At 71.2% G+C, this 25,349-nt stretch carries 16 protein-coding genes; 1 reads left to right on the top strand and 15 read right to left on the bottom strand.

Annotated elements, in window-relative coordinates; all coding sequences use genetic code 11:
* The 9 genes from D3230_RS10835 to D3230_RS10795 all read right to left on the bottom strand — a co-directional run bounded on the left by D3230_RS10835 (position 1) and on the right by D3230_RS10795 (position 12,696).
* Complete coding sequence (locus D3230_RS10835; RefSeq protein WP_337249158.1) at positions 1–762, bottom strand: hypothetical protein; 762 nt, start codon at positions 760–762, stop codon at positions 1–3.
* A gap of 17 nt (positions 763–779) precedes the next feature.
* On the bottom strand, positions 780–2,528 hold the full coding sequence (locus D3230_RS16435) for an Ig-like domain-containing protein (protein WP_202345045.1): 1,749 nt from the start codon (positions 2,526–2,528) through the stop codon (positions 780–782).
* Complete coding sequence (locus D3230_RS10825) at positions 2,525–3,223, bottom strand: biliverdin-producing heme oxygenase (protein ID WP_202345044.1); 699 nt, start codon at positions 3,221–3,223, stop codon at positions 2,525–2,527. Before D3230_RS10825 ends, D3230_RS16435 begins: the two co-directional genes overlap by 4 nt.
* Before the next feature lie 79 nt (positions 3,224–3,302).
* Entirely contained in the window at positions 3,303–6,227 is a 2,925-nt protein-coding gene (locus tag D3230_RS10820) for an Ig-like domain repeat protein (RefSeq protein ID WP_202345043.1), read from the bottom strand.
* A gap of 88 nt (positions 6,228–6,315) precedes the next feature.
* Entirely contained in the window at positions 6,316–8,313 is a 1,998-nt protein-coding gene (locus tag D3230_RS10815; RefSeq protein WP_202345170.1) for an HtaA domain-containing protein, read from the bottom strand.
* A 120-nt stretch (positions 8,314–8,433) separates the two neighbouring features.
* A complete protein-coding gene (locus D3230_RS10810; RefSeq protein WP_202345042.1) occupies positions 8,434–9,528 on the bottom strand; it encodes a hypothetical protein in 1,095 nt (364 codons plus the stop codon).
* A complete protein-coding gene (locus D3230_RS10805; protein WP_237467358.1) occupies positions 9,525–10,418 on the bottom strand; it encodes a heme ABC transporter ATP-binding protein in 894 nt (297 codons plus the stop codon). Before D3230_RS10805 ends, D3230_RS10810 begins: the two co-directional genes overlap by 4 nt.
* On the bottom strand, positions 10,418–11,578 hold the full coding sequence (locus D3230_RS10800) for a FecCD family ABC transporter permease (protein ID WP_202345041.1): 1,161 nt from the start codon (positions 11,576–11,578) through the stop codon (positions 10,418–10,420). The genes D3230_RS10805 and D3230_RS10800 overlap by 1 nt, the downstream gene beginning before the upstream one ends.
* Positions 11,575–12,696 carry an ABC transporter substrate-binding protein gene (locus D3230_RS10795; protein WP_202345040.1) on the bottom strand — a complete coding sequence of 374 codons (1,122 nt, stop codon included), beginning with the start codon at positions 12,694–12,696 and terminating at the stop codon, positions 11,575–11,577. Before D3230_RS10795 ends, D3230_RS10800 begins: the two co-directional genes overlap by 4 nt.
* A 163-nt stretch (positions 12,697–12,859) precedes the next feature.
* On the opposite strand from D3230_RS10795, the gene D3230_RS10790 reads away from it, so the two are divergent.
* Positions 12,860–16,207, top strand: coding sequence for a S8 family serine peptidase (locus D3230_RS10790; protein ID WP_202345039.1), 3,348 nt, complete (start codon positions 12,860–12,862; stop codon positions 16,205–16,207).
* Positions 16,208–17,418: 1,211 nt separating this feature from the next.
* On the opposite strand, the gene D3230_RS10785 is transcribed toward D3230_RS10790, so the two are convergent.
* The 6 genes from D3230_RS10785 to D3230_RS10760 form a co-directional block, all read right to left on the bottom strand.
* Positions 17,419–18,111: an endonuclease/exonuclease/phosphatase family protein gene (locus tag D3230_RS10785; RefSeq protein WP_202345038.1), complete on the bottom strand. Its 693-nt coding sequence runs from the start codon at positions 18,109–18,111 to the stop codon at positions 17,419–17,421.
* Between the two features lie 145 nt (positions 18,112–18,256).
* On the bottom strand, positions 18,257–19,942 hold the full coding sequence (locus tag D3230_RS10780; protein WP_202345037.1) for a DUF5684 domain-containing protein: 1,686 nt from the start codon (positions 19,940–19,942) through the stop codon (positions 18,257–18,259).
* A 105-nt stretch (positions 19,943–20,047) separates the two neighbouring features.
* Positions 20,048–20,476: a hypothetical protein gene (locus D3230_RS10775; RefSeq protein ID WP_202345036.1), complete on the bottom strand. Its 429-nt coding sequence runs from the start codon at positions 20,474–20,476 to the stop codon at positions 20,048–20,050.
* Positions 20,473–22,890, bottom strand: coding sequence for a transglutaminase domain-containing protein (locus D3230_RS10770; RefSeq protein ID WP_202345035.1), 2,418 nt, complete (start codon positions 22,888–22,890; stop codon positions 20,473–20,475). The genes D3230_RS10775 and D3230_RS10770 overlap by 4 nt, the downstream gene beginning before the upstream one ends.
* A complete protein-coding gene (locus tag D3230_RS16430; protein ID WP_202345034.1) occupies positions 22,887–24,224 on the bottom strand; it encodes a DUF58 domain-containing protein in 1,338 nt (445 codons plus the stop codon). Before D3230_RS16430 ends, D3230_RS10770 begins: the two co-directional genes overlap by 4 nt.
* A complete protein-coding gene (locus D3230_RS10760) occupies positions 24,221–25,309 on the bottom strand; it encodes an AAA family ATPase (RefSeq protein WP_202345033.1) in 1,089 nt (362 codons plus the stop codon). Before D3230_RS10760 ends, D3230_RS16430 begins: the two co-directional genes overlap by 4 nt.
* Positions 25,310–25,349 lie beyond the last annotated feature (40 nt).

The following is a 25,349-nucleotide window of genomic DNA, read 5'->3' as shown; positions in this document are numbered from 1 at the left end:
TTATTCCGCGGCTCCCACCGCCGCGGCGTAGGCGTCCGCGGCATCCGCGACGTCGTTGTTGAAGGCGATATTGGGGTTGTAGGAGTCGACCGCGCGGATCCAGTTCTCGGGCTGCGTCAGGTCCCCGCCGATGTCGCACAGCATCGTCGCGGCGCCCCACGCCGCGTCGTCGATCTGGTGCGGGTCCGGGGTGCCGGTCCCGGTCGCGTCACGTCCGTAGCTCTGCCAGGTGGCCGGCAGGAACTGCATCGGGCCCACGGCACGATCCCACGTCGCGTCGCCGTCCAGCGCTCCACCGTCGGTGTCCGGGATCGCGTCGTAGACCGTCCCGTCGAGTGCCGGCCCGGTGATCGCCGGGCGTGCCCGGCCGTCGGCCCCCAGCGTGGCCCCGTTGATGCTGCCGTGCGCCGACTCAACCAGCCCGATCGCGGCGAGCGTATTCCAGCCGATCCCGCACCCCGGGGTGGCTGCTTCGGCGCGGATTGCGGCCTGCGCGTACGCGGTCATGGCGCGCTCGGGGATCCCGGTGGCACTGGCGATCTGCGCCACCCAGCCCGGATCCGCGCGGCGCTCCGCGGGAGCAGCGGGGTTCGTGACCGGGGCCGCGCGTTCGACGGGGGCGTCAGTGACCGTGGTGGGCGCGGGGGCGGGCTCGGAGCGAGCCACGGGCGGTTCGCCTGGCACGCCCGTGACGAGGCCAAACGCCAGCGCGGCCCCGACGACCCCGCACCCGAGTCCCAACGCTCCCACGCTGATGATCACTGCCCGCCCCCAGCGCACTAGCGCGACTCCCGGTGCTGGGAGCGGTAGAGAAACGCCGCCATCGCCTCACGCGACGTCGCACCCTTCGGCAGGTACTTCGGCTTCCCCGACGCCTGCCTCGTCCCCGTCGACAGCCCCGACGCGTGCATCCACGTGATCTCCCGGTAGAACCTGTCGCCCGGCTGCACATCCGCAAACGGCGACACCTTCGGAGGCGTGAACGATGCGCCCTCCAGCCGGTACATGAACGCCGCCATCGCCTCACGCGTGATCTGGCTCTTCGGCAGGTACTTCGGCTTTCCCGACGGCTGCTTCGTGCCCGTCGACAGTCTGTTCGCGTGCATCCACGCGATCTCGGTGGCGAACTTGTCGCCCGGCTGCACGTCCGCAAACGGCGACACCTTCGGGCCCTGAACCTTCGCGCCCTCCAGTCGGTACAGGAACGCCGCCATCGCCTCACGCGACACGTTCTGCTTCGGCAGGTACGTCACCGTGCCATCCGCCTGCTTCGTGCCCGTCGAGAGCTTCGCCTGCCACATCCAGGCGATCTCCTGAGAGAACTTGTCGCCCGGCCGCACATCCGTGAACGGCACCTTGCCCACCGGCGGTTTCACCGCCTCCGGAGTTTCGGTGAAGCGAAGCCGGATCGGATGCGGGATCTTGGAGTCGTCGGTGGCCACGCTGCTCCGCGCAAAGAACAGGGTGATCGCGGGGTGCAGGAGCGACACGAACTCGGTGGGGAACGAGTCCGCATAGTCGTGCGCCCAGGTTCCGGGAGCTCCCGCTTGGCCCACCCAGTTCAACTCGATCGTGGTGTCCACGATCCCCTCACGGGTGGGGGCGATGTCCGCCCCGGAGAACGTCGCGACGGTGACGCGCACGGGATCGATGGGGAAGGCCTCGGTTCCCAGGGCGTAGCTGCCGCTGACCACTGCCGTGACATATCCATCGCCCGAGGGTCCGATGTGCACCTGGGGATCTCGGAAGTCCCAGTGGTTCGCGCTGCCCGAGGTGAGCCGGACCTCGCCCGTGTACGAGATGATGCGATTCCCCGCCGCGTCGCGCATGCCCGATCCCTCGGAGAACGTGAACGGCCGGAAATAGTAGGCCTGTTTCTGCGCGATCGTATCGCCGGGGGTCGCCTCCGGAAGCGTGACCGAGCCAGAGCGTACCTCGCGTTCAAAGCCGACCTCGAAGTTACTGAACCAGATGTTCGCCACGGTCCATTCGAGGCTGGCGCTCCCGATCGTCGCCACCGATTCCCCCGTCAGGGCGATGTCCGGGACCATGCGGGACGTGTCGACGATCCGGTAGTCGCGAGCCGGGCTTTCCGCGGCGGTGAACGCCTCCGGATCGCGGGGTGTGAATCGCCCCGTGATCCGGCGCAGCCCCGCCGCCGGCCACGCGTCGGTCTCGATCGTCGCCGTCGCGGTGCCGCCGCTCCCGGTCACGGGGACCGTTCCCAGCGCCGTTGCACCATCCCAGAACTCCATCTCGCCGGTCAGCACCTCGGTATCGGTGCTCGGCGCCCAGGTTACCGTGGCGGAGATCGGAGCGGCCTGTCCGAGGAGATACAGGGTCCGCGATCCCACGAGCGGCGGGGCCACCCGCACCGCCGTGGCGAGCGGGGCGCTGGTCACGGCACCGGTCGCGGTCGTCACCTCGCGTGCGGTGCCGGGGTCGGGCACCTGGGCGAGCGCGACGCCGGGCGTCGCCACGAGTGCGCACACGAGCGCGGCCGCGCCCCAGACGCGTGCCGTCTTCACGCGCGGTACTCCAGGAAGCGCTCTTCGAGGTCCGCCCCCGCGGCATTATTGAGGTCGTAGGCCAACTGCACCTCCGCGGCGATCACCGCGCGTTCGGCATCGCTGAAGGGCTGAGCATCGAGCAGCGCACGATACCGCTCTTTGAATGCGCGCGGGTCGGGGATGCCGGGGAACGCGTAGAATCGGACACCGTCGTCGCCGGTGATGTCGTAGCTGTCGCGGAACATCTTGACGATCATGAGGCCCCCGGACAGATCAGCCAGGTACCGCGTGTAATGGTGCGCGACAAAGTGGGGCAGCGAACTCGGCGCGACCTCGCGGAGGCGCGCGGCGTACGCCACGATTCCCGGCGTCGCGTACCGTCCACGCACCTCGGCTTCCCACTCGGGGCCGAGCCAGTGCGCCAGGTCCGCGCGGAGCGCGGGAAGGCGGCGCAGTTCGGGCATCGCGAAGGCGAAGTCCGTCCCCTGCCGCTCGATCTGCGCGCTGGTCGCGGCCTCCAGGGCCTCGTACATCAGGAAGTGGTGGGCGGCCTGCGCCGCGATCCCGGCGCGGTTCAGCCCGCCCCGAAGGTAAGCCGTCGCGTAGCGCGGCTCCGGGGCATCGTGCTCGCTGTCGCTGCGACGGTGCCCACCGAGGGACACCTGCCGGAGCAGCGTCGAGAGTGATTCGGTCTGTGTCTGCTGCGCGTTCATGGTGACGCGCCTCCTTCCAGGTCACTGAGCGGTGGTGCTGGCGCGAGGTCACCGCGCCAGCACCACCGCTCAGGTCGAGCTAGTGCTGTGAGCGGTAGATGAACGCCGCCATCGCCTCACGCGACGTCGCACCCTTCGGCAGGTACTTCGGCTTCCCCGACGGCTGCTTCGTTCCGGTCGACAACCCCGAATGCTGCATCCACGCGATCTCCCGGTAGAACTTGTCCCCCGGCCGCATATCCGCAAACGGCGACACCTTCGGGGCGGAGAACTTCGCCCCCTCCACGCGGTACATGAACGCCGCCATCGCCTCACGCGTGATCTGGCTCTTCGGCATAAACTTCGGCTTGCCCGACGCCTGCTTCGTGCCCGTCGAGATCTTCTCCGCGTACATCCACGTGATCTCGTTGTAGAACTTGTCACCCGGCTGCACGTCCGCAAACGGCGACACCTTCGGGCCCTGATACTTCGCGCCCTCCAGTCGGTATAGGAACGCCGCCATCGCCTCACGCGACACGTTCTGCTTCGGCAGGTACTTCACCGTGCCATCCGCCTGCTTCGTGCCCGTCGAGAGCTTCGTCTTCCACATCCAGGCGATCTCCTGATAGAACTTGTCGCCCGGCTGCATATCCGTGAACGGCACCTTGCCCACCGGCGGTTTGACGGTCTCCGGAGCGAACTTCAGGTCGACCGACAGTTCGTTCATCGCCTGCCGCACGCCGCCCGCACCGATCGCGTACACGGCGAGACGGTAGTCGCCCGCGGGCTTCTTGGCCATGACGTCGGTGTACGTGATGCCGGGCAGCGTGAAGCTGAAGCTTGCGCGGTCGTTCGCGCCGCGCGTCCACTGCACGGAGTCGCCCTCGGTGGCCTGCGTCTCCTGCACCCAGCGCGTCGCGACCGCGACCCGGGTGTTCGAGGGTGCGTTCTCGGAGGGCTTCCACCCGCCGTTCGCGATCCAGCCGAGCGACACGTAGACGCCCGCCGGCTGCGGGGTGCCCCACGCGGTCATCGCCGACGCGTCGATCCCGGTCCCCGCGATCGTCACATCGGTGCTCGTGCGCGGCAGCTCGCCGGCCGGGGACACCGTCAGTGCCGGTGCCGCGACCTCCGCGGACGCGAAGGTCAGGCTGACCGGAAGGGCCGGCTTCGTCAGGTTCGAACCGGTGGTTCCCGTCTGGAGCAGGAAGGAGCGCACTCCCCCATTGACGTACTGCAGGAACTCATTGGTGAACGTCGCCCCGGTGAACTCGCCCGCCCAGGTGCCCGCGGCGACCTGGCCCTCGAAGAGGGGCGTCGCGTCGAACCGCGTGGACTCCCCGTCAGCGGTGGTCGTGCCCCCGCGGAACGTCGACACCACGATCCGGCCGGGAGTGAAGGTCTCGTCCTCGCCGCCCACCTCACTGCCGAAGTAGGTGACGCCAACCTCCGCCGTAATGTACCCGTCGCCGGCGGCGTTCGTGTGCACACGCGGGTTGCTGAAGTCCCACCGCGGCATCAGGCCGGAGGTCAGCCGCACGGTGCCGTCAAACGACACGACGCGGTTGCCCGCGGCATCCTCGGCTCCGGTGCCGCCCGAGAACACGAACTCCTGGTTCGCGCGGTCCGTCGCGGTGGCGTCCTCGGGGAGCGGCGACAGCGCGACCTGGTCCCCGCTGAGCACCTGCTTGGCGGGGCCGCTGCCGAAGCTCATCCAGTTGGCGACCGACCACCGGAACTGGGCGTTCGCGATGCTCCGGGTCGTCGCGCCCTGCGAGATCGCCTGCACAGCGGGTGCCAGGTCGACGATCCGATAGCTGCGCTCTGCCGATTCGGAGAGCTCGAACACCGTGGCGTCAGCCGGGGTGAAGACGGCCGTCACCTGCTGCGCGCCGCCCACGAGTGCCTGCGTGGTCAGGGTGGCGGTACCCGCGGCCACCTCGGCGCTGCCGAGGCTCACCCCGTTCGCAAAGAACTCCACCGTACCCGCCGCCTCCGCGGGCGCGACGGTCGCCGATACGGCAACGTCCTTGCCGGCGAAGTCGGTGGGGTAGCTTCCCACGGCCTGCGGCGCGACGGTGGTGGTGGTCGCGGTAGCGGGTGCGTTCACCGTGAGCGTTGCGGGATTCGACGTCGCGCTCCCCGCGTCGTTCGTCGCGACCAGGCGAACCTGGGTGCCGCTCGCCGAGGTCTCGACCGCGGGCAGCGTGAGCGTCGGTGCCGTCGCGCCCTCGACGTTCGTGAACTCCTCGGACTCCGAGGCCCGGGACTGCCACTGCACACTCGGGGCGGGAGCCCCGGATGCCTCGGCGGTGAACACCGCGTCGGTCCCCGCGGTGACGGTCTGATCCGCCGGCTGCGCCACGATCGTGGCGGCCTGCGCGAAGGTGACCGGGGTGAACACCTCGACGCCGGCCTGTGCCTGGCCGTGGGCACCGATGGTGATGATCCCGCACTCCTGCACAAAGCAGTCGATCGCGTTGCCCGCCTGCGAGGTGAACTGCGGGCCGGGAATCGTGAACTCCGCCGCCCAATTCCCCTGCTCGTCCATGTATGGCGACCCGGGTTCGGTGTCGTTGCCGGGGTAGTTCACCATGATCTGGTTCGTGCCGGCGCCGCCGGCGTAATCGTAGTGCTTGCCGCTCACCCCTCGTTTCGAGGGGGCCCAGCTGCCCGAGTCCTCGGCAGTCTGCGGGTTGACCACACCGAACAGGATGTAGGCCCCGCCGAAGGTCGCACCCCACGCGTTCGAGGTGGCGTAGCCGGTGCCCGTCAGGCTGAGCGTGTTGGGGCTCGCCGGGTCGAGTTCGAGGCCCGGTGCCACGGAGAGCGCGGGCGACCAGTCCGTCGAGTTCGTGCCCGTGCCGGTGCCGGTGCTCTCACCGTGAGGTGCCGCGAGCGCCGGGCTCGTGATCATGCCCGAGAACACCAGGGCTGACGCCGTGCCCAGCGCGGTCGCAACGGCGAGGCGCCGCCGCCGACTCGGGGTGACGCCGCTTCCCAGCGGCGGTCGTGATAGTTTCATGATTCCCTTTCTTGCATTGGGGAGTCGGCGCCTGTGGCGCCGGGTCGGTGGGCCGGGGGCGTGGCTGCGCTCCCGGCCCACATTTCGGTTACAACTCTGTTGCGGCGGTGGCCGTCGGGCGGCGCAGCCGGAGCATCGCGAAGGCGAAGGCCGCGGCGCTGAGCATCAGCACGCCCCCGAAGAGGAGCCCGCGCAGTGCCTCGTCGCCGGTCTTCGCGAGCGGTCCGCTCGCGCCGGCCGCGGCCGCGTTCGGGGTGTTCCCCGCGGGCTGCTGGCCACCACCGGTCGGGGTGTTCGCGTTCGGGTTGGCGGTGGGCGTCGTTCCGCCGCCGTCCGGCTTCTCGGTTCCCGTGTCCTTCTCGTCCGCGGTGAAGTACACGGGGGTGAACACCTCGCCACCCTGCAGCGGCAGGCCGTGCGCGCCGATCGTGATGATCCCGCAGGTCATCTTGATGCAGTCCACCTCTTTCGCCTGAGCGCTGGTGAACTGGGACTTCTCGATCGGGAACTCCATTTCCCAGTTGCCCTTGTCGTCCATCGTCGGCATGCCCGGACCCGTGGTATTTCCCGGGAAATTCACCATCTGCTGGAAGGTTCCGGCGGGCTTCCCGTCGTTTGCGTAGGTGAACGTCCTGCCACTCGCCCCGCCCTGGGTCGGTGCCCAGTTGGGCTCGCTCGGATCGACCCAGCCGAAGAGCACGTACAGGCCGCCAAATGTGGCCCCGTCGCGGGACGTCGGGTAGCCAGACCCCTTCACGGTGACGTTCTGGTTGGCGTCACCCAGGCACTTCGCCGGGGTGACCTCGAGAACGGCGCCCTCGGCATTGCGCCCGGTCGAGCTCCCGTTCGGCGCGCAGTCCTTCTCCGCCGGAGGCGTGACCACGGGCGGCTTCACGACCGGCGGCACCACCACGGGCGGCGTCGTGTTGTCGTCGTCATCGCCGTCGCGATCGGGCCAGCCCGTCGAGTCCTGTCCGTCGAAGAACACGGGGGTGAAGGCCTCGTTCGCCGCCTTCACGTTGCCGTGGGCGCCGAAGGAGAAAATGCCGCACTGCTGCGCGACGCAGTCGATCGTGTCCCCGAAGAACCCGGGGATCGACTTCCCCGGCACCTCCAGGGTGAATGACCAGTTTCCCTCCGCATCGATCGTCGCGTCCGCGACGTCGCCATCAGCGGAGTAGTGGCTGACGGCGAGGCGGGTCAGGCCGTAGGTGTAGTCGCCGAAGCCGAGGGGACCGCTGGTCCCGCCCTGGCTGCGACGCCACGCCTCAGGCCGCGCCGGATCGCTCATCGTCCCGAGGCCGACATAGATGTTCGCGGGGGCCGCCGCCGTTCCCGGGTCGAAGCCAGACCCGCTCACGGTCAGCGTCGTGCCCCCGTCCGCGGCGACGGCGTAGCCGGGCGTGACGCGGATCTGGGCGGCGCTGTCGGAGTATGCCCGCCCCGTGCTGGTCCCGTACGGGCCAGTTTCGGGGACGCCGGGATCGGTGCCCGGGCCGGTGCCGGGATCCGTCCCCGGGTCCACGCCGCCGTCAGCACCGAAGCCCAGTCGCACGGTCAGCGGATCCGTGTGATCGTTCGGCGCGGCGTAGGTGGGCCCGCCGTATGACGGGAGGTGCGTCACTCCGATGTCGCTGCCGAAACGGCCCGCCTGCGTCGTGAAGCTCAGCTGATCACCCGTGATCTTCAGATCGCCCGCCTTCACGGGGAAGGTGGACAGCACGATGTCGTCCGTGCGGGTCTTGACGTTGTAGCTCTCAATGAGGTCGACCGTGAGGACCGCCTGATCCTGCGCAACGTCGAGGCGCAGGTTCGTGAAGTACAGCCAGGACTCCCCGAATCCGATCATTTCGAGGGCCCCACCGAACTGGAGCGCCGCGGTCCCGGCCGCAGGATCGACGGTGCCCGATTTCAGCGGGAACTTCGCCGCGGCGTCGCCCCTCGCGTACGTCGCCCCGCCTTCCGCGGCGATCCGGCCTTCGGTGTGCCCGAACTGTTCGAGGTAGGTGCGGATGGACTGCCGGACCCCCCCACTCGAGCGTGCCTCCCGTCGGGGCCTGAGCGGTGGCTGCGGCCTGTGGCGCAGCGTCGGCCGGGGCCGCGAAAGCCGGCGCCCCCGCCCCCAGAATCACCGCGGGCGCGAGGAGCGCCACGGTGGCACTCACCGCCGCCCAACGGCGACTCAGCCGTGGTTTCGTGTGCGCGTTCACAGCGCTCCTTCCCGGTGCCGGATCGCTTCCGCCGCCGCATTGATCTGTGTTTCCTGGGTCTGAGGATGGGGCGTTGTGCCCGAGTCGCCGCGCGCGTCGGTCGAGAGCGCGTCGAGGCGCGGCTCCCCCGCCGCCGGGGGCTGCGCGGCGGCCGCGGCACGCACCACTCGTGCCGCGCGCGCCCGCCGCACGAGTGCAAAGACCACGGCCCCGAGCAGCGCGGCGACGGCGAATGCGAGCACGCCGACCACCAACGCGCTGCTCGAAAGCCCGGATGCTTCGGGTGCGGGCTGCGCGGTCTGCGGGGCGGCAGCGGCGACCGGTGCGTCCGCGGGCTTCGGTTCGGACGACGGAGTCGATCCGCTCGGCGCCGCGCCCCCGGCGCCGGGGACCTCCACCGAGGTTGCCGCGTCGTCCGTGACCGTCGAAGCCCCCGGGGCGACTCCGCCGTCCTCGAAGCTCTGCCCCGCCGTACCGGAGGCGAGCGTGCCCTCGGCGGTCATGAAGCTCACGGGGGTGAACGATTCGTTGTGTGCGTTCACCATCCCGTGCGCTCCAAACGTGATCACGCCGCACTGGACCTGGAGGCAATCGATCGTGGCCCCCTCGGCCGCCTCCCCCGCGTGCGGGTTGCCGGAGATCGAGGGGAAGGAACTCCCGGGGATCCGCATCTGAGCCGTCCAGGTTCCGTCCGCCTCGATCAGCGCGTTCGCGGCGTCCGCCGACGAACCTCCGGCGAAGCTCACGAGGATCGTCGCACCGCTGGTCGCGGCGTAGCCGAACGTCTCGCCGGATTTCCCGCCCTGACTCGGGGCCCACGAATTCGTCTGGGGATCCTGCACGACGCCGAACGACACATAGATGCCGCCCGGCGCGTTCGGCAGATACTGGAAGCCGCTCCCCGACAGCGTCACGGTCGTTTCACCGTCAGCGCTCGGAGCGGGCGAGACGTCGACGCGCCCGGCCGCGTGGGCCGGCGCCGGGGTCAGCGCAAGGCCGAACAGCGCGAGCAGCGCGGTGAGGATGGCGGCCGCGACGCCGAATCTGACGGGGTGCGGCGTGTGCGGTGGGGTCATCAGCCGCGTGTTCATCGAGGAACCTCCTGAGGTGTTGGGGATCCGGGCGCGGGATCCGTCGCCGGTGGGTCGTCTGCGAAGCGTGTCGGGACCACGAGCGGTGATCCGTCGGTGTCGGTGAGCACGCGAACCGGGTGCCGGTAGACGGCGCTGAGCAGCTCGGGCTGCATGACCTCGCGGGGCGTTCCGCACACCCGTGCCCGCCCGTCTTCGAGGAGCAGGATCCGGTCGGCGTACACCGCCGCGGCGGCGAGATCGTGCAACACCACCACCACGCCGTTGCCCTGACGCGCCGTGCGCCGCGCGACCGCGAGCACCTGCTCCTGATAGTTGATGTCCAGTGCCGCGGTCGGCTCGTCGAGGAACAGCAGCGGGGTGCGCTGCGCCATCGCGCGCGCGAGCGCGACCCGCGCGCGTTCACCGCCGGAGAGCGAGGGGAAGGCGCGCTCCGCGAAGCGATAGGTGTCGCTGCGCAGCAGCTCCTGGGCAATCACACGGTCGTCCTCCTCGACGGTGCTGATCCTGCGCCAGGGTGCCCGCCCCATCTTCACGACGTCGACCACGGAGAACGGGAAGCTGATGGCGTTGCTCTGGCGGAGCACCGCGCGGCGCAGCGCGAGGTCTCGCGGCGCCGTCGCGGTGAGTTCGGTCCCGAGAATCTCGATCGATCCGGTGTACCCGTAGTCGCCCGCGAGCGCACCCAACAGGGTCGATTTGCCGGCACCGTTGGGGCCGATGATCGCCACGATCTCCCCGGCGTGCACGTCCAGGTCGATCGCCTCGACGATCGGCTTCCCACCGAGCGTGACGGCGACCCCGCGGGCTCGCAGGAGAGGGGTTCCCGGTGCCGCCGGCTCGGGCGGGACCGCCGGGGTGCGTGGCCATCGGAACGACATCGCGGACATTACCACCCTCCGTTTCGTGATGCGCTGCTGCTCTTGATGAGGTAGAAGAAGAAGGGGCCACCGACGAGGGCGGTGATCATGCCGAGCGGAAGCTCCGCGTACGGGAGCGCCGTGCGGGCAAAGGTGTCGGCGACGACCAGGAGCAGCGCCCCACCCAGTGCGCTCGCGGGCACCAGCACCCGGTGGCCCGGCCCCATCACCATGCGGATGATGTGGGGCACCACGAGCCCGACGAACCCGATGATCCCGGCGAACGCCACCGCGGTGGCGGTGAGCACGGCCACGATGATGATCGCGAAGACGCGGAGCCGTTCGATGTTCAGGCCGAGGTGCCGCGCGGCATCATCCCCCAGGCTCAGCAGGTCGAGTTTTCCGGCGACCGTGAACGCGAGCACGAGGCCGACGGCGAGCAGGGGCAGGACCGTGGCGACCGAGTCCCACAGCGCTCCGGCGAGGCTTCCCATCTGCCAGAACACGATCTGCTCGCGCTGGTTTGTTGTGGCGGAGAAGGTCATCAGCGCCAGTGCGGCACCGGCGAACGCGTTCACCGCGACGCCGACCAAGATCAAGGTAATGACCTGGGTCTTCCCGCGGGATCGCGAGATGGAGTACACGACGAGCGCGGTGGTCACGCCGGTGACGAAGGCGCCCAGCGGGATCGCGAAGGTGCTCCCCGCGGCAAGCCCGGTCACGATCATGAGGCTCGCGCCGATCGCGGCACCGGAGGACACCCCGACGACGCCGGGGTCCGCGAGCGGGTTCCCGAAGACCCCCTGCATGATCGCCCCGGCGGACGCCAGCGCGGCACCGACGAGCACCGCCAAAACGACTCGGGGGAACCGGACCTCCCACAGCACCGCGTCGGTGTTGACGTGGCTGGCCGCCGCACCGCAGCTGAGCCCGGCGCGGCGACAGAGCGACCCGATCACCTCGACGACCGGGATCTGCATCTGCCCCAGGGCCGCCGCGACCAGGGTGGCCACCACGAGCCCCGCGCCGAGCACGATGAACAGCACGGTGGCGCGACGCGCGTTGGAGGTGGGGAGCTTCGCGCGCTCCGCCTCGTAGTCGAGGACGCGGGGCAGGGCGAGCGGCTCGGCCGCGACCTCCGGCAGCGCGACGGTCTTGAGCTCCTCGCGCGCATCGGTGCGTTCGGTCATGGCAGTTCCACCTCGTCGAGATCCACGCGGTACACGGACTCCGCGAGGGCGGTCAGCACCTCGGGGGTGCGCGGTCCCCAGGTGAACATCTCGTAGTCGCTCATATCGACCACGCGCTGTCGTTCTCCGGCGGGCGTCAGGTCCACGCCCGGCACGGTCATCAACCCGTCGATGCCGCCGACGGACTCCAGTCCCAGGGTGAGCATGAGATAGAGATCGGGTTCAAGCTTGAGCAGGCCCTCCGCGGTCAGCGCCCCGCTTTCCCAGTCGTTCTCGCCCGCGGCATCGATCCCGCCCAGCGTCTCGATGATGACGCCGGCGGCGCCGGTGGTGCCATCCGGGTTGTTGCCGAACAGGTGGTACACGCCCGCGCGGCCCCGCATGTACAGGAACACCATCCGCACCTTGTCTTCCTCAGCCACCGGGACCACGGCGTCGATCCGCGCGAGGGTGTCCGCGAGCCGTCGCTCATAGTCGGCGACGTAGTCGTCGCCGAGCTCGGGGACTCCGAGCGAGGTCGCGACGTCGCCGATCAGCCGCGGGATCGAATCGAAATCCGCTGCGGGATCGAAGAACACCACCGGGATGCCGGCGTTTCGGATCTGCATCTGGACGTCGTACGGGCCCACGCTGTAGTCGGTCAGGACGAGCGTGGGGTTCAGCGCGAGGATCGACTCGGCGTTGAGCGTGTGATTATTCATGACGAGCGGCAGATCCTTCGCGGATGCGAAGCCCGTCGTCAGGTCGCGCCCGACCACGTTCGGGCCGAAGCCGAGACCGAACACGATCGACGCGAGGCTCCCGGTGCCGTCGAGGGCCAGGATGCGACTCGTGTCGTCGATCGTGACCGCGACATCGTCCAGGCCGGTGAACGTGACCGGAAGCTGTGGCTGGGGGTCAGTGGCGATCGGGGTGATGTCGTTGGACGTGAGCACCGCGGTGTCGGGGCCGGTGAACGTGCGGGGGCTCGCCTCCGATGCGTGGGCCACGTCGGCGATGTTCGCCCCGTCCCCCACGATGAGCCCACACCCGCTGAGCGTGAGAATCAGGACTGATGCGATGCAGGCGGCCCAGCGTCGCGTGTGCGCCGACCGTTCGAAAGGGAGTGAATAAGGCACGGCTTACTTTCATCTGATCTAAGAGTGAACTTTGGTTAGACTAGCCTAAACTTCATCAGATGTTCCACCATTCGCCCTCATCAACCGTTTCCGAGGACTCATGTCAGACCTGCCCACACGCTCCCCGGCACCCCCGCGACACCGCGCCACAAGGTGGCGAGCCGTGGCGCTCGCCCCAGTGGTGTGCGCCGCGCTCGCGCTGAGTGTCGCGACGCCAGCGGTGCACGCAACGACGGGGAATCTTCACCAGACCCACCCCCTCAACCGTGCCGCGAGCATCGAACCCGCGCGCACCACCGCTGAGGTCAGCCCCGAACTGACCGACGCCCTCGGCACCGCGGCGTCGAGCCCGTTCCGCACCGCGCTCGACACCCCCATCGGCGTCCCAGCCGCGGAGGTCCCCGGCCAGACGCCGGCCGGGCCGCCCGCCGGCCCGGGTGACGCCGAAACCCCCGCAGACGACGAAGACACGGGCGAACCGCCCACCGAGGACTGGATCGACGACCGCACCGGCCGGGTGGAAGTCCTGGTCTACTTCACCGACCCCGGCGTGGCCCCGTCGGCCCAGGGCGATCCCGAGCTCGCCGCGGCGGCGCTCCAGCAGGACGCGGACACGCACTGGAACAGCATCGACCGGGAGCTCGCCACCCTCACCGCACCCGGAGACATCGAGGTCCTCAACCGCTTCTGGGTCACCAACGCGGTCCTGGTGTCGGCGGCCCCGAGCGCACGCGTGCTGACGCAGCTTGCCGCGCTCCCCGGCGCCATCGAGGTGACGCCCAACTTCACCGTGGAACCCCTCGACGACATCGCCCCATCCGAGGGGACGCTACCCACCGAGACCACGCCGGACCCCGCCGTCGCCGGCGAAGCTGAAACCGCGGCCGCGGCCGCCGAGGCAGAAACCGCAGCGATCGCCGCCGCGGAGGTCCCGGTCACCTACGGCATCGAGAAGATCGCCGCGGACGACGTGTGGCGCGACTTCGGCGCCCGCGGGCAGGGGGTGCGCGTCGCGGTCCTCGACACCGGAGTCGACGCGACCCACCCGGACATCGGCGCGCGGCTCGTCGGCCGCGGCACCGGCGATCCCACCTACCCCGGCGGGTGGATCAACTTCGACCGAACCGGGAAGCCCCTGGTCACGAAGCCCACCGATCCTGGGTCGCACGGCACGCACGTGGCAGGAACCGTGCTCGGCGGCAGCGCCTCGGGCACGAGCATCGGGGTCGCCCCGGACGCGGAGCTCATGGCCGCGAACGTCCTGAGCGGCGGCGGCAGCGCCGCGAAGATCCTCGCCGCCCTCGAGTGGGTCATGGCCCCCACCGACGGCACCGGCGCACCCGCCGGGCGCCCCGCGGATGTCATCAACATGTCCCTGGGGTCGAGCGGCTTCGAGCCGGATCTGGCGCGCGCGATCCGCAACGTCCGCGACGCCGGCATCTTCCCCGCGGTCGCCATCGGCAACAAGGCCGGCACCACCTCCTCCCCGGGCAACTACTTCGACGCGGTCGCCGTGGGCATGACCAATGCCGAGGATCTCGTCGATCCGCAGTCGAGCGGCGGCGTTGTCGCCTGGGACCGCGAGATCACCCGCGAGTTCGGCTGGCCCGACAGCTATGTGAAGCCCGACATCTCCGCGCCGGGCGTCAAGGTGTTCTCCGCGATGCCGGGCGGGAAATTCGGGGAGTCGAGCGGCACCTCCATGGCCACCCCGCACGTGGCCGGCGCGGTCGCACTCATCCGCTCCGCGCAGGCCGGACTCTCAGTCACCGAGATCGAGGACGCACTCAAGCGCACGGCGTGGCACCCAGATCCCGCGGCCGGCGCCGACATCGGCTACGGCAGCGGGCGCATCGACGTCCACGCCGCACTCAGCGAGCTTCGCGGGGAATCGGGCGTGACGGGCACCGTCGTCAACGCGAGCACCGGCGCCCCCATCGCGAGCGCGACCGTGAGCTACGGTGACCGCGGCGAGACCTGGACCACCGATGCCCAGGGCCGCTTCACCGCCCGCCTCGGACCCGGGAGCTACACGCTGACCGCTGAGCGTTTTGGCTTCGAGACGGCGCAGAGCGCCACCGTCACCGTCGCCGCGACCGGCTTCACGAAGCTCTCGCTCCCCCTGACGCCGATCACCGTCGGCACGCTCAGCGGAACCGTGGTCGATCACGCGAGCTCCGCCCCCGTGGCGGGTGCCGCGGTGTCGATCGCCGGCATCGAACTCACCACCACGACGGACGCGCGCGGCGCGTTCCGCTTCGACGCGATGCCCGTCGGCGAATACCGGGTGCGGGTCGCGGCCGAGGGCAAAGCCGAGGCGATCTCGGCCGCCGCACCCGTGCGCGCGGCGCTCACCACCACGGTGTCGTTCCGTCTCGCGAACCTCAGCCGCGTGCTGGTGCTCGGGGACTCCGGCGGGAGCACCGCCGCCCTTCTCGCCGACAACGGCTTCGTTGCGGAGTCCCGCGCGAGCGTTCCCGAAGACCTCACCGAGCTCGGCACGTACGACGCGGTGCTGTGGGATGCTCCCGCCGGCACGGTGTCGCGGGCGCAGATCGATGCTTCGATCGCGGCGACCGACGCGTCAGGATCCGGCATCATCTGGCTCGACCTCGGGGATTCGGAATCCAGCGGCATCGCCGCGCTGCAGCGCACCCTCGGCAATCCCGCCAGCCGCGACGCGGCCGGCGACCGCTCCGCGAGTGCCGTAGGTTACCGGGTCACGGCCGATCACGAGATCCTCGCCGGCGGGCTGCTCAGCCCCGAGGCGTTTGGCGTCGGATCCGTCATCGTCCAGAACTCGGCGACCGCGGGCACCAAGTGGGCGGCCTGGTTCGACGGGCTCCGCGGCACCGCGCCGACCGTGATCGCCGAGACCGTCATGCAGGCCACCGACGCCTCGGTCGACCCACAGGTCACCACGACCACGGCGCTCGGCACCGGGCTCGCCGTAGACCAGCGCGCGACGAATCGGCACGCGTACCTCGCGCTCCACGGCACGTCCTCGGCCATCGACGCGCGCAACTGGTCGCCCGGCGGCGTGCAGCTTCTGCTGAACACCGTGCGCTGGACGGCGCCGGCGGCGTCGCAAGCGCCCGAGCCAGTGATCGGCTTCCCCGTGCCGCCCGTGGTCACGCCCCCGGTCGTGAAGCCGCCGGTAGTGACGCCGCCGGTCGATCCACCGGTGACGCGTCCGGTGACCACCCCCCCAACCGACACCGTCGGTGCCCGTGCTGCAGCCCGCCGGCACACCGGAGGCATCGCAGACCGCGTCTTCCGGGACGGGCGCCGCCCGGGCCCCGGGCAGTCAGGCCGCGCCCAAGCCCGAGACGAAGCCGGAACCACCCGTCGCATCCGCGCGGGACCTCACGCGGGCGAACGCCGGGGGCGTGACCGTGCGGGTGTCCGAGGGGATCGCGTACATCTCGATCCCGCAGGCGAAGCCGGGCGACTGGTACTTCCTCCACGTCTACCCGCAGGCCACCGCGATCGACTGGATCCGCGCGAATAGCGACAGTGAGCTCCGCGTCGACATTTCTCGCCTGACGGGCGGGAAGTATCAGTTCGCGTTCACCGCAGCCGACAATTCCTTCGCCGGCTGGGTGGAGGTCGTGATCCCCGCAACCGCGAAGTCGGCGGCCCCCGCCGGCCTCGTCGACGAGGACCCCACGCAGCTCAGCGGCCTCATTCCCGGGCCGGTCGACGCCGGCGGGTTCCAGCTCAGCGTCGCGGAACAGCTCATGCTGCTGGGCTCGGCGCTCCTCATCCTTGCCGCAGCGGGCGTCGTGCTGTTTGGCCCGCGGAAGCGCGTCGAGGCGGCCGCGCCCCCGGTGCTCGCGCCGACCGCCTGACGGGCGCACACGCCCCGCGAAGGGTGAGCTGTGGGTGTCGCGGTGACGCAGCCACAGCTCACCCCGTTCGCCCCCGCGCGTGCGCCCCAGTCCGCGCGCCTGCCTACCGCTCAACCCGCAGGAGATTCACGAAAACCTCGGAGATTTTTTCCCGAAACCGGACTTGGGCGCAGGATCTCCGAGGTTTTGGGTGACGCGGCCGGGCGACTGCAGGGCGAACCGGGCCGGGCGATTGGCGCGGGGCGTGAGAAGGGGTGCGGGCGCGCGCAGCGCGCTCGCCCACCGCTCAACCCGCAGGAGATTCACGAAAACCTCGGAGATTTTTTCCCGAAATCGGACTTGGACGCAGGATCTCCGGGGTTTTGAGTGACGCGGCCGGGTGACTGCAGGGAAGGATCCCGACCAAACCTCTGACGCGGCCGGGCGATTGGCGCGGGGCGTGAGAAGGGGTGCTCGGACGCGGGCGTGAGGGTCGATCACCGAGGGCGGGGTGCCCGGCACGGCGTGCTCGCGTGGTTCGCCCCGTTCGCCCGGCGCCCGGCGTGTTCGCCCGGCGCACTCGCCCACCGTTCAATGCGCAGGAGATTCACGAAAACCTCGGAGATTCTTTCCCGAAATCGGACTTGGGCGCAGGATCTCCGGGGTTTTGGGTGACGCGGTCGGGTGGCTGCAGGGGGAACCGGGCCCAAACGATTGGCGCGGGGCGTGCGCAGGGGTGCGGGCGCGCGCGGGGCGCTCGCACCCCGTCCATTGCGCAGGAGATTCACGAAAACCTCGGAGATTTCCTCCCGAAATCGGACTTGGGCGCAGGATCTCCGAGGTTTTGGGTGACGCGGTCGGGCGACCGCGGGGGGAACCGTGGCGCGGGGTGTTAGGCGGCGACCGGGAGGCGTTCGGCGCTGAGGCCGGCCGAGATCAGGATCGGGAGGTGGTCCGAGAGCCCTCGACCCAGCGTGGACACGCTTGCAATGTCCATCCCCATCGACGTGGCGAAGTCGAAGTGTCCGCGGAACATCTTGTACCGCGTGTAGGTGCGCTTGTCGCTCAGGCTGAGCTCGTAGCCGTGATCGCGCATCTCGGTGTCGAGCCGCCCCTTGAATACCGGATAGTTGTAGTCGCCCACCATGAGCGCGGGCAGCCCCGGCCCGAGGGCGCGCAGTTCGCCGAGCGCCGCGTGGATCTGGTGCCGTCGCAGCGAGTTCAGGGCGGTGAGCGGCGCCGCGTGGAAGGAGGCCACGACGAGATCCCGACTCGTGTGCCGATCGTGCAGCCGGGCACCCAGCAGCCGCTCGTGGGCGGGGGCAAGCAGGCGGTCGTGCAGCGACTTCTTGAGCTGGAACGTGTGCGCCGACCGGGTCACGAAGCGATCGGCGCGGACGTACATCGCGAGTCCAAGCCGGTTCCGTTCCGTCGCGTGCACCAGGCTCAGCTCGCCGAGCTCGGCGGGGAGCGCCACGGCCTCAGCCTCCTGCAGACACAACACGTCGATCTCGTGATCCTCGGCGAGCGCGGCGATCTCGGTGACCGCGCGGTTCTTCCGCAGGTTGTAGCTGATGACCTTCACTCGAACGCCCCTCCCCGACGCGGAACGGTACCACGCCAACAGGCCTCACCCTACGCGCTCGAAGCTGAGTGTGGGCAGCCGATTTGCCGGGTGTGCACTCAGCTTCGCTCCGAGCGATATCGCGAAGCCCGGCTGCGCGGCACCGCTAGAGCAGTTCGCCGCGCTCGAGCGGCCGCACCCGGACCTCCAGGGTGCCGAGCACCATGCGCTCAGGAATCGGGTGGATGTGTCCCGGTGCGAGCGGGGTGAGACTGTCGGCCGCGTCCACCGCGGACAGCCCGTTCGTGGAGTGCAGGTCTTCCACGGTCCACGCCTCGCCGTCGAAGCGCAACCGCGCGTGCGACTTGGAGACGGTGCGCGTGGGATCGGGCAGGGCGAGCACATCCGCTCCCGCCATTCGTTCTGGCTTTCGTCCCACGATCAGGTCATCACCGAGCAGTTCAAGGATGTCGCCGCCCGGGAGTTCAAGGCCCCACCGGATCGGAGCGGATACCACGACGGTGCGATCGTCGAGTGCGTCCCCGTCGAGTTCGAGCGCGCGGGTGTGCGCGTCGTCGGGTCGGGATGGGACGGATGCGCGAGCCGATGCCGCGGGGACCGGCGGCGCGGCGGCCGCGACAGGAGCCGGGGCGGAATCCGGTGCCGGGACGTCCGTGTGAGCCGGACCCGAGGCCGGACCCGAGGCCGGACCCGAGGCCGGATCCTGCGGCACCGGATCCTGCGATACCTGATCCCGACGTGCGGCGGTATCCGGGGCCACCGGATCGAGGTCGAAGATCGAGGGGGTCTCCGCCTCGGGCACCGACGGGGTCGCGCGCTCTGGCGGTTCGGGGGCGGACGGCGGGGCAGCGGATACTTCACTCTGCGGCTCCGCGACCTCGACGCGCGCCGGCTCCGAGACACGCCCGCCCGGCGCTTCGCTCGGGCCCGCGCTCGGGAGCGCGGCGTACGCCGCGGCCGAGTCCGCGGCGGAGTCCCGTCGCGGGTCGCCCGTGTCGCCGGGCCATGCAAACGGCTCAGCCGGGCGAGGGGCACCGAGCGGCTGAGCGTGCCGCTCGCCGATTTCCTCGGCCGCGAGACGCTCGAAGTTTCCCTCGGTCGTTCGGCTGAAGCCCCAGTCGTTGAGCTCGTGCGGGTCTCGCGGTGCCGGGGCATCGGCCGGCACCGACGGCTGTTCTCCTCCCTGCGCCGGGGCGTGGGCTGGCGCAGGCGGTGCCGCTGGCGTCGGGGGTGCCACTGGCGCGGCTGGCGCGGACGGCGCACCCGAGAGCGCTCCGGGCGGCACCGGCGGCAAGCCCCGCCAGGCCGGATTCTCGGGAGGTGCGGCCGGCGTTGCGGGCGCAGCCTGCCGCGGTTCGCCCGGCGCCACGGGTTCGGGCCAGGCCGACGCGGAGCGCTGGGGTGACAACGGCGGGAACGCCGTTTCTCCCGTGTAGACGCTCGCCCCCGCGTACATCCCGTCGGAGATGTGGCTCGCGAGCAACATCGCCCAGATCGGCGGCAGGAACGCGCCCAGCACGGTGTACGAGACGTCCTTCCCGAACTCCTTGTTGAGCCGGTGCACCGCCATGATGCTGAACACGATCCCGACGACGACGAGCCCGGGTACCACCGCCAGGAGCACGACCCATCCCGGGAGCCCCGCCCGGTTGATGAGTTGCCACTGGTTCCACACCGGGATCCAGCCGTGGCTGCTTGGCAGCCCCAGGTACGGGAACAGCTTGGACAACGCCCACAGGTACCACAGGTAGAACACGAACGCGACGAGCCCCCAGATGCCAAGGATCGCCCCGACGATGGCGAATCCTCCACTGCTGAGATCGAGGTTCACGGGTGTACCACCATTCCATGTTGTTCGGCTGCCCGAAGCTCCACCTGTGGCGAATAACTCCGGTTTCGCCTCCTCATATTCTACGCGGCCCCGGGCATGCTGCCACTAGAGCCAGGCCGCTGCGAGCCGCCCCAGCATCCAGAAACCACCCGCGACGGTCACGAGCACCGCAGCACCGCCGCCGAGGGCCAGCCACCGGAAGCGGCGGTTCTGTCGCGCCATCGAGCGCTGGGCTGTGCGCTCGGGCCCGGCGGCCAGGGGCGGTCCGGCGCTCGCGACCGGCGCGGCATCGGGCACCGGCAGGGGCCGCGCGCCGTAAACATGCGGCAATTGCGGCGCGAGCCCGGGGCGCGGCCGGGCGAGGGTCGGTCCCGGGGCGCGCGGGATCCGCCGCACCGGGTCGAGCGGCGGCTTGAACATGAGGGCCGCGAGATCCTGGGCGGAGCGCTCGTCGCTCGGTTCCGGCACCGGCGGGGCGGGCGAGGAACTCGCGGCAGAGTCCGTGCGGTGCGGTGCGGGATCGTGACTCGTCATCGCCGTCCTCCTCGTGACCCGCCCACCCCGAACGAGGCGAGCGTGAACCGCGCCCGCAGCCGCTCCCAGCGGGACTGCTCCGAGCGAATCCGCGCCGTTTCCGCGCCTACCGCACCCCAGACGTCCTCGGCCTCCGCCGCGCTCGGGGCCGTCGGGGCGAAGACGGCGCGATCGACCGCGTCCGCGATCGGCGGGCCCCCGGGGAGCGCCCGGGCCAGATCGCGACGGCTGCGCGCGCCCGGTGCCCGCGCGGCCTCGCGCAGCGCCGGGGTCCCCGCGTCAACGTGCGCATCGAGGAACTCCTCCCACGCACCGAGCACGCGTGTCTCGGGCGTCGGCGCGCGCCGTCGGGACCGTCGCCGCGCCCACTTCACCGCGGGGACAAAGAGCACCGCGAGGGCGGTGAGCAGGAGCGCCGCGGCTCCCCAGCTGACCCAACGCAGCACGGGCGCTGCGGCCGCGTCGCGGCGATCGCTTCCGGGCTGCTGCGGCGCCACGTCCCCGAGCCCCGCACCAAACTCGGGGTCTCGTTCTGGTGCGTCGCGTTCCTCCGGCACGGTCGGGAATTCGGGCAGCCGTTCGCCCGTGTCCAGGGATCGGGGCGGTACCACCACCTGCGGCGTGACATCCAGGGGCGCCCACACCCCGTCGGCACCGCGCGCCTCGATCCAGGCGGCAAGGTGCTCCCCCGCGCAGGTGTCGGTGCACGCCGGCACCCCGGGCACGCCCTCGCCCCCGATCCGCACCCCCAGGACGACGCGCGCGTCGAACCCCATCGCTTGGGCGAGCAGCATCGCCGCCGCCGCGAACTGCTCGTCGTCGCCCACGCCGGCCACGAGGGCCTCCGCGTTCGCCGTTGCGCCCGCCGTTTCTTCTTGCTCGTTGAGCTGCGCGAAGAGCTCCTCGACGCGCGCGGTGGAGTGGCCGCCCGCGCTCGCCACGAAGCGCGTGCCGGATTCCGCGGCGAGGCGGTCCAGCCACTCCCGGTTCGTGTCGTCGCTGAGCGCGTGGCTGAGATACCCGCGATCCCGCAGCCGTTCGATGCCGTCTCGAAGCCCCTGCCCGCTCGCCGGAAGCTGCTGGGCGCGGAGCCACCGGTCGAGTTGCGGGTGGCTCGCGAGGTCGATGCGGGGGGCGTCGGCAGCCGGGCGCTCCCCGAGCGACGGATCCGCTGCGGCGCTCAGCTCCGCCACGTAGGTGTCCCCCGCGCGCAGTCCCGCCGCGGTCGGCACGGCGATCCCTGCCCCGGTGTCACGGTCGAGGTAGAACGCGTCGCTCAGTTCGGCGGCGCGCGGTCCCCCGAACTCGGGGGGCGCACCGAGCCCCGAGCCGAGCGGCACCCAGATTCCGCGGTACCCGGAATCGATTGCCACCTCGACCTGACTCGGCTCCGGCGCCGGGACCCCGCTCGGGAATCGCGTGAAACTCCCCGCCCCGGCCGTGGGGGTGAGATCGACCCCGTCGAAGTGGTCGAGCACGGCGAGCCGCAGTCGGCTCGGGAGCGGTCCCTCGCTCGCGACGCGGAACAGCGGCGCGGTCAGCGCGGCATCCCGTTTCGAGAGCCGATAGCTCGCGAGCGGGCTCGTCTGCTCGCGCACGACGATCACGGGGTCAATCCGATCGCGCGGCACCACCCGGGGGGACGTCGCGAGCGCGGGTGCGACGGCCGCGCCCGCGGCGAGCGCGACGAGCACGATCCCGGCCCCCACAGCCCCGCGGCGCAGCCCGCGCGAGCGGGATCCGGGACCACGACCGAGCCGCAGCGCGGCGCGGCGCGCGGCCCCGGAGGTCCAGCCGATCCAGAGCGCGATGAGCAGTCCGGCGGCACCCCACAGCGCGAGCTCCCGCGGGGCCGCGATGGTCGCCGGGCCGAACGTGAGCGGCTCGCTGAGTTCCGCGGGGCCGAGGAGCGTCCCGAAGGCGACGCCCCCGAGCGCCGGAAAGGCGGCCCACACCGCACTCCGCGCGGAGCGGAGCGCGAGCCACACGGCCGCGGCGGCCGCGAGATACACGGTGACGAGCAGTGGGACCAGGACCGCCTGGTACTCGCCGAGCGGGAGGGTGAGGGTGAGGATCTGTTTCCAGCCGAGTGCGACCGCGCCGAGCCCGTCCCCGAGTCCGCGGAGCAGGCGCTGCGGGTCAGCGCCCAACGCGTCCGGCACCGCGAGCGGCACGAGCAGCGCCACGAAACCAAGCAGCAGCGCGGCAGCGGCGGTCGCGCCCCAGCGCCACCGCAGCCCGGCCCAGACAATCCCGCCCGCCGTCGCCGCGGCGATACCCACGAGCACCCACACCCGAGGGGTCTGATAGATGGGCCACGCGGCCGCACCGGTGAGCGCCGCCAGGGCGACCACAAGGCCCCACACCGCGGCCGCGTGCGGGGTGCCCGGCGCCGGGGTCCGCCGCCCGCTCACGCGGCACCTCGACGCAGCAGCAGCTGCGGCAGGTCCCCGAGCGCGCCAACCGTCAGCACGGCACCAGCCTCACCGCGATGCGCCACGGGATCCGCCAGGGGCTCGCAGCGCACGATCAACACGGCGACGTCCGGTGGGAACACGGCCGCGATCCGGCGCAGTCGCCCGGCGTCCACGCGCGAACCGGTCACGACCGCCACGAGGGAGAGCGGCCGCCGCGATTCGGCGAGCCCGCGCGCGATCCGTTCCACCGGGGCGGCCTGGTCCGTCGGGGTGAGGCGCGCCCAGGCGTCGAGCAGCTGGGTCGGGGTGCGGGAGGGGAGTTCCTCGAGCCCGTCAATCGCCGAGCGCTCCCGCCCGGGGACCCACTGGGCGGCGACAAAGCGTTCCCGGCCCTCGCGCACGGCCTGCAGCCCGATCGAGGCCGCGACGCTGACCCCGAGCTCAAACGCGTCGGCGCTCAGATACTCGGCACGATTGGCGTCGAACAGCACGGCGGTGCGCGCGGTCTGGGATTCCTCGTATTGGCGCACCATGAGTGTCCCGGTCTTTGCCGTCGACCGCCAGTGGATGTGCCGGCGCGCGTCGCCGTGAGCGTACTCCCGCACCGCGTGGAAGGACAGGTCGGCGTCGGTGAGCCGGCGGCTCGGATCGCCCTCCAGATCGCGGACGAGCCCCGCCGTGCTCGGGGGCAGTGCGGTGGTCACCGGGTGGACGTGCACGAGGTGGCGGTCGGGCCAGGTGAGTTCTCTGCGGAGCAGCCCCACGGGGTCGCGCCGGGCGACGGTGAGCGGCCCCACGGTGATCACCCCGCGGTGCGGTGCGGGCACCGCGAGCGGCAACTCCGTGCGGCCGCCCGCGCCCAGCGCGGGGATCGCAAGCTCGCGCAGCGCGGGCCCCACCGGCAGTTCTGCGCGCGCGGGGAGGCTGGGCCGTGCCGCGGTCTGGGTGATCTCCACCGCGAGTCGCACCTCGTCGCCGGCGACGACGCGCAGGCGGTCCGCGGCGATCCGGATCGCGTAGTTTCGGCCGCCCACCAGGAATGGCAGCGCCACGAGCAGCAGGAGCGCCGCCGCGACCGCGACCGCCCAGGCCTCGATCCAGCCGAGGCTCGCCCCGAGCACGGCCGCGAGCACCGCGGCGCTCGCGACGAAGCCCCCGGCCGGAGTGACGACGTGGGTGAGGCGGCCCCACGCCCGCCGCAGCCGCAGGGCGGTCCGCCGCCAGACGTGCCGCAGCCGGACCTTTCGCGGCACGCTGGGTGCACGCGTCTCGGTGCGGGCGACCGTCCGAGTCGTCTCGCTACCGCGTGTGGGAGGGGGGACCGCGGTCACGCCGTGCCGTTCTCCTGGGGAATGGGGGTGTCGAGGATCACCTGGCCCACGACCTGCTCGGCGGTCACCCCGTCGAATTCGGCCTCGGGCTCCAACACGAGCCGGTGGGCGAGCGCGGGCAGCGCGAGATCACGGACATCGTCCGGTGTGACGTAGTGCCGCCCCTGGCTCGCCGCCCACGCGGACGCGATGCGCACGAGCGCGAGCGCGCCTCGCACGCTCGCCCCGAGGCGCACCTCGCTCGCGCGCCGGGTTCCCTCGACGAGTTGCACCGCGTAGTCGGCGACCAACGGGCTCACATAGACCCGGTTCACGAAGGCCTGTGCCTGCGCCACCATCGCGGTCGACACCACGGCGGGCACCGGTTCCTGGGTGCCCCGATGCTGCTGCAGAATCTGCAGCATGGCGCTCGCGTCGGGGTAGCCGATCGCCGTCTTGATCATGAAACGGTCGAGCTGCGCTTCGGGGAGGCGATAGGTGCCCGCCTGCTCGACGGGGTTCTGGGTGGCGATCACGAGGAAGGGGCTGCCGACGTCGTGTGAGACCCCGTCAACGGTGACCCGGCCCTCCTCCATCACCTCGAGCAGCGCGGACTGCGTTTTGGGGCTGGCCCGGTTGATCTCGTCGGCGAGCACCACGTTCGCGAAGACCGGCCCGGCATGGAACTCGAACACCCCCGCACGCTGGTCGTACACGGAGATGCCGGTCACGTCGCCCGGGAGCAGATCGGGCGTGAACTGGATGCGAGCGGAGGTGCCCTGGATCACTGCGGCGAGCGCGCGCGCCAGCGCCGTCTTGCCCGTGCCGGGCACGTCTTCGAGGAGCACGTGGCCGCCGGCCAGGGCGCTCGCGAACACTAGATCGATGACCCTACGCTTGCCCTGGATCACCTCGGCGACCGCGTCACCGCAGGCCTGCACCAGCTGCTGCACCCAGCGCGCCTGCTCCGGGGTAATCACGTCCGGCGAGTTCGGCTCCGGGCGACGCGCCTCAGGCGTGCCCGCGTCGGGCGACGGCGCGTCCGGGGCGGCGGCGGCACGGCGTTCCTCGCTCGGAACGGGGAGGTCCTGGGGCGAAGTCGTCATGTGTCCTCGAATTCGTGTCGCGGTGGGCGGTGGGCGGTGG

It is taken from the genome of Leucobacter chromiireducens subsp. solipictus, assembly GCF_016758195.1.
GTDB classification, from domain to species: Bacteria; Actinomycetota; Actinomycetes; order Actinomycetales; family Microbacteriaceae; genus Leucobacter; species Leucobacter solipictus.
The sequence above is the reverse complement of the archived record's forward strand: the minus strand, read 5'-3'. Positions and strand labels throughout refer to the sequence as shown.